The sequence below is a fragment of the Acinetobacter lwoffii genome (genome assembly GCF_024129355.1).
GTDB classification, from domain to species: Bacteria; Pseudomonadota; Gammaproteobacteria; order Pseudomonadales; family Moraxellaceae; genus Acinetobacter; species Acinetobacter lwoffii_I.
Genome location: NZ_JAMXXP010000059.1, coordinates 1 through 8,012 on the forward strand (window position 1 = coordinate 1; position 8,012 = coordinate 8,012).

The following is an 8,012-nucleotide window of genomic DNA, read 5'->3' on the forward strand; positions in this document are numbered from 1 at the left end:
ACGGAATTAGGTCGACCACTTACCCAAGTTACGCCTTAAATTTGGCTCAATTAGGGGCGCTTTGCATTTCAAATCTTTGTGCAACAAAGCCCTTAAAAAATCAAAATGTTTTTTCCTATCTCATCGATATACATAAAAATAAAAATCATGAGGCATTTTGTGCTTTTCTTATCTTTACACAGCAGAAGTTAACAAGCGCACAAATTAAAAAAATCTGTATTGAACTAGAAAATGCCAAGGGAATAAAAAAATGGGCACTCTACTGTGATAGTTTCATTAATAAAATGATTGCAATAAAACATTTATACGCAACACCAGATGAATGGAAAAATCGCTTTAAAAATTTATTCATAAGCTTACAGAAGAACAAATCCTAATTAAAGAATATTTTTTATACAATCATATATGTATGAAATTACTTGGTATTTCATGTTTTCTATACATTTGCGAAGTAGAAAAGAGTGAAATTTTAGTTCAGTTGTGGGATGCAAATAAAGTTTCATCCTAACCCTAAAAACAGAGAGAAACGTCGCGCGCTCTCCTATTCATAAAAAATCCATTTTATATCAGTATGTTGTGAGCACTTACACCCGAGACTGGATCGTTTTGCCTTTCATGGGAGAATGATTAAGGGCGCTAAAGTATCATCCTAATTTTCGCCCAGGCTCGAAAAATACGGTAAATGGTGAAAATAAAAATTCATCCTTTTCCGATGTTGCCCGTTCCAACACGTAAGCAGTCAGTCAGAAAAAACACATAGATCCAATCCCTAGCGAGCATTGAGCTCTCTCATCCGTGCCAACTGCTCCAACCCTTGGACGCCCTAAATGCTTACCCAAAAAAATCAACACCTTCTTTTAAAAACACAATCAAAAATGACTCCCTTATATCCATTTAACCTAAACAGCCTTCCCCCCCACTGCACTAGCTAGGGCTCGTAGTTCGGCGCAAGGCTGAAGTCGCTTGACTGCTTCGCTGTGCAGATCCATGACCCACTTTCCATCAAACTCCCGGTTGTAGTTCCACAAGCATCTCGCGAGTCTTGCCGGCCCGCTCCACTAACAAGACCACAACATCTCCAACGTTCTTGTCGTCTAGCCGGGCCTGTAATGTGGTGACGTCGTCGACGGCGATACCGTCGATGCTGATAACGCGATCGCCGGGCACGATGCCGCCTGCGGTGACCTCGATGCCGACGAGCCCGGCCCTGTGCGCCACCGAGCCCGGCGTCACGCGCAATACGAATACGCCCTTACTACCGGTCAGCGCCTGCAGACGCGCGTTGAGCTGCTCATCCACCTCGATGCCCAGCGCCGGACGGATGTACTTGCCGGTCTTTATGAGTTGCGGCACCACGCGCATGACGGTATCCACCGGCACAGCGAAACCGATGCCAGCGGACGCGCCCGAAGGGCTGTAGATGGCGGTGTTGATGCCGATCAGCCGCCCGGCCGAATCGAGCAGCGGGCCGCCGGAGTTGCCGGGGTTGATAGCGGCGTCGGTCTGGATCAGGTGATCGATGGCAGGCCCGCCCCCTTCGCCGTCGAGGGTGCGGTCGAGCGCCGAGACGATGCCGGTGGTGAGCGTCCAGTCCAATCCGAAGGGATTGCCGATAGCGAACACTTTCTGCCCGACCTTGAGGTCGGCACTGGTGCCCACCGGCACAGCGGGCGGGCGCTTGAAGCCGACGCCGATCTTGAGCACGGCGATGTCGTGCTCGGGGCTGGCGCCCACCAGCGCAGCCTGATAATCGCGACCGTCGGCCAGTTTGACCGTGGCAGACGATGCCCCCTGGATGACATGGAAGTTGGTCACCACGTGGCCGGCATCGTCCCAGATGAAGCCGGAGCCGGTGCCGCGCGGCACGGAAAAGACATTGCGCGACCAGACGTCACGCACCAGTTGCGCCGTGGTGATGTAAACCACCGACCCGCGCGATTTCTCGAACAGTTGGATGGTGGTCTGCTCGTCTGCCGCCAGATCACCACGCGGTGTCACCGTGCGCTCGGCCGCTTCGCGCGGACTGAACCAGGCTTCGATGGCAGGCAAGAACTGCCACAGCAGCATGAGTGAGGCGATGCAGCCAGTGATGACGAGCCAGCGCCGGATGAATCGGTCCGGCGCCGGGCGGCTGTTGAGGTCGGGGTAGGTCATGCCATTCTCCTTGTTGAAATCAGCGCCAGACACCGCTGGCGCGCCAACGCGGTGGGCGTGGCGCCAAGGGGATGTCCGGCAGAAATGGGCTGGAATGAAGCGGTTGCGGTGCCATCGAATCAGCCAATTCCCGCAAGCGTTGGATGTGCTCTGTCGTCGCCGGATGCGTGCGCAACCAGGAGGGTTCCGGGTTGCCCCATCCGGGCAGCAGCCAGGCGCGACTCTCCCGCTCGATCTTGGCGAGCGCCAAAGCCAATCCCTGTGGGTCGCCGGTCAATTCGGCGGTGAGCCGGTCGGCGTCGAATTCGTGCACCCGCGACAAACCCAGCAGCGCGAGCTGCGGCGAAACGGCCACCAACAGCAGCGCCGGCCACTGGATAGCGACTGTGCCCCACAGCAAGGCCGGCAGGCTGAAGAGGAGCATGATTTGCCCCAACAAGGCCAGAAGATGGGTGAGCCGGCTGATGGAATCGGCCAGGCCCATGACACGCAAATCCTCGTTCGCAATATGCGCGATTTCGTGGCCGAGCACGCCGGTCAACTCGCGGGGCGTGAGGCTACGCAGCAGACCGTCGGTCAGCGCGATGGCCGCGTGATGCTTCGTACCGGTGGCGAAGGCGTTGACGACCCCGCTGGGCACGTAGTGCGGTACCGGCACGGCAGGCAACCCGGCCCGCGCCGCCAGTTCGCGCAACACAGCCCAAAGATCGGGCGCTTCATTCGGGTGCAGAGGGCGTGCGCCATACAGCCGCAGGGTCAGCACCAACAGCGCGGTTTGCAGGCGATTGAGCCAGCGATGCCGCGCGCCGGCAGCCTGCGCGTGGCGCCGATCACGATGGCTCATTTGGGCTTTCCCCGGCGGCCCGGTCATCGCGCTCGCGCAGCAGCCAGTAAGTCGCCCCGAGGGCCAAGATCGCGCCTGCGAGCGCCGCGATCTTGGCGGGGCTGGTCTCCGGGTCGAGGATCACGAACTTGCGCGCTAGGGCGATCAGCCCGATCAGGATCACCGTCTTGACCTGGATGATGCTATCGCGGCGCAAGGCCACCCGCACGATGGAATGCTTGAACTCCATGGCGATGAGCAGCGTCATGATCATGCCGAACACGGTCTGGAAGACCTTGTGATCGAGCGGATTGAACGCATCGATGACCAGCAGGCTGAAGACGATCGAGATCAGCTGCAGCAGCGAGACCACGATGATCACGGCAATGATTGCGGACAGCGCGAGCGCGATCACCTGTTCGAAGCGCTCGTAGAACGTCATCACTGCCCATTGGGCACGAAATGTTTTGATCGGGTCCGGTTGCTTTTCCTTCATCGCCATTCCTCTCAATTCTGAAATACTTGTGCGCCCACAACTTGGTTGCGCCCTTGTCTTTTTGCCTGGTAGAGCGCGCTGTCCGCCTGCTGCATCACCTGCTCGGAAGAGTTTAAGCAGACGTCAAGGGGGGCCACCCCCATGCTGGCGCTATAGCTGATCGACACCTCTCCACACACCACCGCTGTCGTCGCAACGTCCTGACGAAATCGCTCCGCCCATACTTGGGCGTCTTCAATCGATGCCGCTTCGGCTTTGTTGCACAAACCTATCTCTAAAGGCTTATTCCACAATATAATTTTCAAATGAATAAGTCGACACCTAAAATTTATCGCACAACCAATTGGTCTTCATATAACCAAGCTCTCATTAATCGTGGAAATATTGCCATTTGGTTTGATCCTGCTACGCAATGGTATGCCCCATCAAAAGGCAAACAAGGACGAAATCAAACTTACTCCGACGCAGCTATCCAATGCTGCCTAATGATTAAATCTCTCTTTCGATTGTCTTTACGCATGGTCACTGGCTTTGTTCAAAGTCTCATCCATCTTTGTGGGTTAAATTGGATAGCGCCAGACTACACTACAATTTGTAGACGACAACAGCATATTGATATTGTGATTAGCTATCAAAAAAGTTGTGATGGACTGTATCTAATCGTTGACTCTACAGGTCTGAAAATCTTAGGTGAGGGTGAATGGAAGCGTAAAAAACATCAGCCTGAATATCGTCGCCAATGGCGTAAATTACATATTGGTATAGATGCTAAAACCTTACAAATACGCGCTGTTCAGCTCACAACCAACAATGTGAGTGATTCACAGGTACTTGGTGATTTACTCGATCAGATTCCACAAGATGAGAGAGTTGACTCCGTCTATACCGATGGAGCTGAGGAAAGGCGACCGAGGTCACCACCAGGGTGTTCAGTGCTCGGGCGAGTTCCGCTTTGGCGTTGTCGATCTTGCCGCTGTCGATGAGCCCGGCTCAGCGCATCGACGAACTGCGCCCCGATGCCTTGGCCGTCGAAGATGTACGAAGCCAGCGCGACGCTGTTCCGCGCCTATTCGATGGCAGCGAGCATGGCCGGGTAGGCCTGCTCGCCATCGACGAGCGGCTCGATGCGGTTGCCGCTGGTAACGGTTGATGCCGAACAGCCCATACAGCAGCGAACCGTCCAGCGGCAACAGCGCGATCAGCAGCACCCACAGCGTGGCCGATCGAGGGTCACGCTTGAAGATGACCGCGTGCCCCGCTGTGGAGATAGTGACCGCCAGCGGCACGAGGGTGGCTGCCCATGTCAGCCCGTTGGGGTCGGACACGACAGCCCTCATCGCTCAAGATTCGCCGTCCGCTGACTTCTTCTTGCGCGCAGGCTTGCTCGCGTCGCTCGGCGGCGTCTCGGCCACGTTCGCGGCATCGGGCTTTTCAGGCTCAGCCGGCTTCGCGGGTGGCTCCTGGCGCTCGAAGACCACCCGTTCGGCCTTGTCGTCCCAGCGGGCGCTGGCGTGATCGCCCTTGCCGATACCGCCACCCAGCATCTCGCGCGCTAGTGCCGTCTCCAGCTCGCTGCGGATCAGGCGCTTGAGTTCACGCGCGCCGAACTCGGGCTTGTAGCCTTCCTCCGCGAAGTGGTCGATCAAGGTCTGATCGAAGGTCAGCGTCACGCCCTGGCTGGCGGCGTTGCGGGCCACACGATCGAGCTGCAGGCCGACGATATGGCGGATCTCCTCCTTGCCCAGCGCATGGAAGACGATGATCTCGTCGATGCGGTTGATGAACTCGGGGCGGAAGTGTCCGCGCAGCACGTCCATCACCTCGGACTTGGTCTTCTCGTATTCCTCGCCGGCGGCGCTACGGGCCTTAAGCCGACGCTGGATGATGTCCGAGCCCAAGTTCGAGGTGGCGATGATGATGGTATTGGTGAAATCCACCACCCGGCCCTTGCCGTCGGTGAGCCGCCCGTCGTCGAACACCTGCAGCAGGATGTTGTAGACGTCGGGGTGAGCCTTCTCGATCTCGTCCAGCAGCAACACGCTGTAGGGCTTGCGACGCACCTTCTCGGTGAGCTGGCCGCCCTCGTCATAGCCCACATAACCCGGAGGCGCGCCCACCAGGCGTGCCACGGTATGGCGTTCCCCGTACTCGGACATGTCGATGCGCAGCAGCGCACCTTCATCGCCATAGATGGACTCGGCCAGCGCCTTGGCGAGCTCGGTCTTGCCCACGCCGGTCGGCCCGAGGAACAGAAAAGTCGCCACCGGCTTGCCGCCTTCGCGCAGCCCCGCGCGCGACAACCGCACGGCATCGGCCACCGCGCGCACCGCTTCGTCCTGGCCCACCAGGCGCTCGTGCAGCCGCTGTTCCAGATGCAACAGCTTCTCGCGTTCTTCCACCGTCAGCTCGTTGACCGGAATGCCGGTCAGGCGCGAGACGATCTGCGCGACATGCTCGGCCTTGACTTCGGCGCTGCCCGAGGCGCGCTCGCGCTCCCAATCTTCGATGAGCTTCTTGAGTTCGGCCTCTTTTGCCTCGATGCGCTTGCCCAGCTCGGCGGCCTTGTCGTACTGCTTGCGCGAGGCCATGTAGTCCTGCTCACGCCGCAACTGGTGCAGTTCGGACTCCAGCTCTTGTACGGCCACTGGGCGAGCCGTGGCCGACAGCTTCACGCGTGCGGCCGCCTGGTCAAGCAGGTCGATGGCCTTGTCAGGCAAAAAGCGCGCGGTGATGTAGCGGTCCGACAACTCGGCGGCGGCGATGATCGCATCCTCGGTGATGCTGACCTTGTGGTGCGCCTCGAAGGTGTCGCGCAGGCCGCGCAGGATCATCATGGTCTGCGCTACCGTCGGCTCGGGCACCATCACCGGCTGGAAACGACGCTCCAGCGCGGCGTCCTTCTCGATGTACTTCTGATACTCGTTGAGCGTGGTGGCGCCGATCAGGTTCAGCTCGCCGCGCGCCATCATCGGCTTGAACACGTTGGCCACGTCCAGCCCGCCTTCGCCGCCACCCTGGCCGGCACCGACGATGGTGTGCACTTCATCGATGAAGAGAATCATCTCGCCCTGGTGCTCGGTCACTTCCTTGAGCACCTTCTGCACGCGCTCCTCGAACTCGCCGCGGTACTTGGCGCCGGCCACCATGGCGTTGATGTTGAGTTCCACCAGACGCTTGTCGCGCAGCGTCTCGGGCACTTCACCGGCGACCATGCGCTGCGCCAGCCCTTCGACGATGGCGGTCTTGCCGACGCCGGGCTCACCGATCAGCACCGGGTTGTTTTTCTTGCGCCGGGCCAGCACCTCGATGGTGGTCTCGATCTCCTGCGCACGGCCGATGACCGGATCGAGCTTGCCCTCGCGCGCCATCTTGGTGAGGTCGCGCGAGTATTTATCCAGCTCGGGCGTGTTGGTCGGCGTCTCGGCGCGGCCATCCTCGGCCCCTTTGCCGACCACCTTGCTTACCTGCTGGCGCAGCGCTTGCGGCGTGAGACCGTAACGGCGTAGCAGGTTGGCCGCCAAACCTTCGCCTTCCTCGGCGAGCCCGATCAGGAAATGCTCCGGCCCGACATAAGAGTGGCCGAGTTCATTGGAGGCCACGAAAGCACGGCTGAGCGCGTCCTTGACCCGGGGCGACACGCCGATCTCGCCCTCGAACGGCTTCTCGCCGCGCTTGGCTTCGGATTCGATCTGTTGCTTGAGGTCATCGACCTTGATCTTGAACTGCCCCAGGATGGTCTTCACCACATCGCTGTCGGATAGCGCCAGCAGCAGGTGTTCGGTATCGACTTCGGCGCGCCCGAACTCTGCAGCGTGTCGGGCGGCCTCCTGCAATAGGGCCTCGGACTGTTCGCTGATACGGCTGGCGAGCCCACTGCCGCGACGGCGCGGCGCACCCGAACCTGCGGGCTCGCCGAACGAGGCATCGACCACGTCATCGGTATCGGCGGCCATCGGCGTCGCGTCGTCGCCGATGCGGAAGAAGTCACTGCCGAGGAAGTCCTCGAACAGGCCGCTGCGCGAGCCGAACAAGGCTTCCAGCGGCGAGACGGTGCGCTTTTGCTGGCGCACCAGTTGACGGTAATGGTCGTCACACACCAGCATGGTGCTGTGACGACCGTTGAGATTGGCTTCCACCCGCACGGTGGCGGGTTGGCCGCAGACCTGGCATTGTTTTCTGTCCATACTGATGCTCCTGTAAAGATTGATCTGACGAAGCACCGCCGATCACGGTGCCTCATCTCTTTTTGTTTTTTGAGAAAAACGCGCTGCCCCGCGTCAGCCGTTGATCGGGATCGAGCGTGAAAATCACCTGTAGGTGCGCTTTCATTTCGCCCTCTCCAATCGCGTCGCTTTGCGGTTCCGGCCAAGGAAATCCTTGCAAGACTTTGTAAGACTTTGCGCTTACCAGGAAAAAATATCAAGAGTCAATGTACAGCGGCTTTGTTACACAAAGATTTGAAATGCAAAGCGCCCCTAATTGAGCCAAATTTAAGGCGTAACTTGGGTAAGTGGTCGACCTAATTCCGTAAATCTGTTG

The 8,012-nt window shown here is 58.3% G+C and carries 6 protein-coding genes and 4 pseudogenes; 3 read left to right on the forward strand and 7 right to left on the reverse strand.

The annotated features are described in order from the left end of the window. A pseudogene (locus NI468_RS15595) lies at positions 1-377 on the forward strand (hypothetical protein); the annotation flags it as partial. 625 nt (positions 378-1,002) lie between these two features. Here NI468_RS15595 and NI468_RS15600 read toward each other — a convergent pair. Genes NI468_RS15600 through NI468_RS15615 form a run of 4 tightly spaced genes read right to left on the reverse strand, consistent with a single transcriptional unit; the run spans position 1,003 to position 3,766 of the window. After that, complete coding sequence (locus NI468_RS15600; protein ID WP_171265323.1) at positions 1,003-2,154, reverse strand: S1C family serine protease; 1,152 nt, start codon at positions 2,152-2,154, stop codon at positions 1,003-1,005. A 19-nt stretch (positions 2,155-2,173) separates the two neighbouring features. Then, a complete protein-coding gene (locus NI468_RS15605; protein ID WP_253102575.1) occupies positions 2,174-2,998 on the reverse strand; it encodes a zinc metalloprotease HtpX in 825 nt (274 codons plus the stop codon). Further along, entirely contained in the window at positions 2,985-3,473 is a 489-nt protein-coding gene (locus tag NI468_RS15610; RefSeq protein WP_004733151.1) for a phosphate-starvation-inducible PsiE family protein, read from the reverse strand. The genes NI468_RS15605 and NI468_RS15610 overlap by 14 nt, the downstream gene beginning before the upstream one ends. A gap of 11 nt (positions 3,474-3,484) precedes the next feature. After that, positions 3,485-3,766 carry a GGDEF domain-containing protein gene (locus NI468_RS15615; protein WP_025465747.1) on the reverse strand — a complete coding sequence of 94 codons (282 nt, stop codon included), beginning with the start codon at positions 3,764-3,766 and terminating at the stop codon, positions 3,485-3,487. A 12-nt stretch (positions 3,767-3,778) separates the two neighbouring features. Here NI468_RS15615 and NI468_RS15620 point away from each other — a divergent pair. Then, positions 3,779-4,381 (forward strand): annotated as a pseudogene (locus tag NI468_RS15620) (IS5 family transposase); the annotation flags it as partial. Here NI468_RS15620 and NI468_RS16425 read toward each other — a convergent pair. Further along, positions 4,371-4,463, reverse strand: a pseudogene (locus NI468_RS16425) (PLDc N-terminal domain-containing protein); the annotation flags it as partial. The pseudogenes NI468_RS15620 and NI468_RS16425 overlap by 11 nt on opposite strands. On the opposite strand from NI468_RS16425, the gene NI468_RS16430 reads away from it, so the two are divergent. Next, positions 4,441-4,623, forward strand: coding sequence for a hypothetical protein (locus tag NI468_RS16430; RefSeq protein ID WP_441370412.1), 183 nt, complete (start codon positions 4,441-4,443; stop codon positions 4,621-4,623). The pseudogene NI468_RS16425 and the gene NI468_RS16430 sit on opposite strands and share 23 nt — an antisense overlap. 13 nt (positions 4,624-4,636) lie before the next feature. Here the strand turns inward: NI468_RS16430 and NI468_RS16435 are convergent. After that, a pseudogene (locus tag NI468_RS16435) lies at positions 4,637-4,810 on the reverse strand (PLDc N-terminal domain-containing protein); the annotation flags it as partial. A 3-nt stretch (positions 4,811-4,813) separates the two neighbouring features. Further along, positions 4,814-7,657, reverse strand: coding sequence for a heat shock survival AAA family ATPase ClpK (clpK, locus tag NI468_RS15630; RefSeq protein WP_171265306.1), 2,844 nt, complete (start codon positions 7,655-7,657; stop codon positions 4,814-4,816). Between the last annotated feature and the right edge of the window lie 355 nt (positions 7,658-8,012).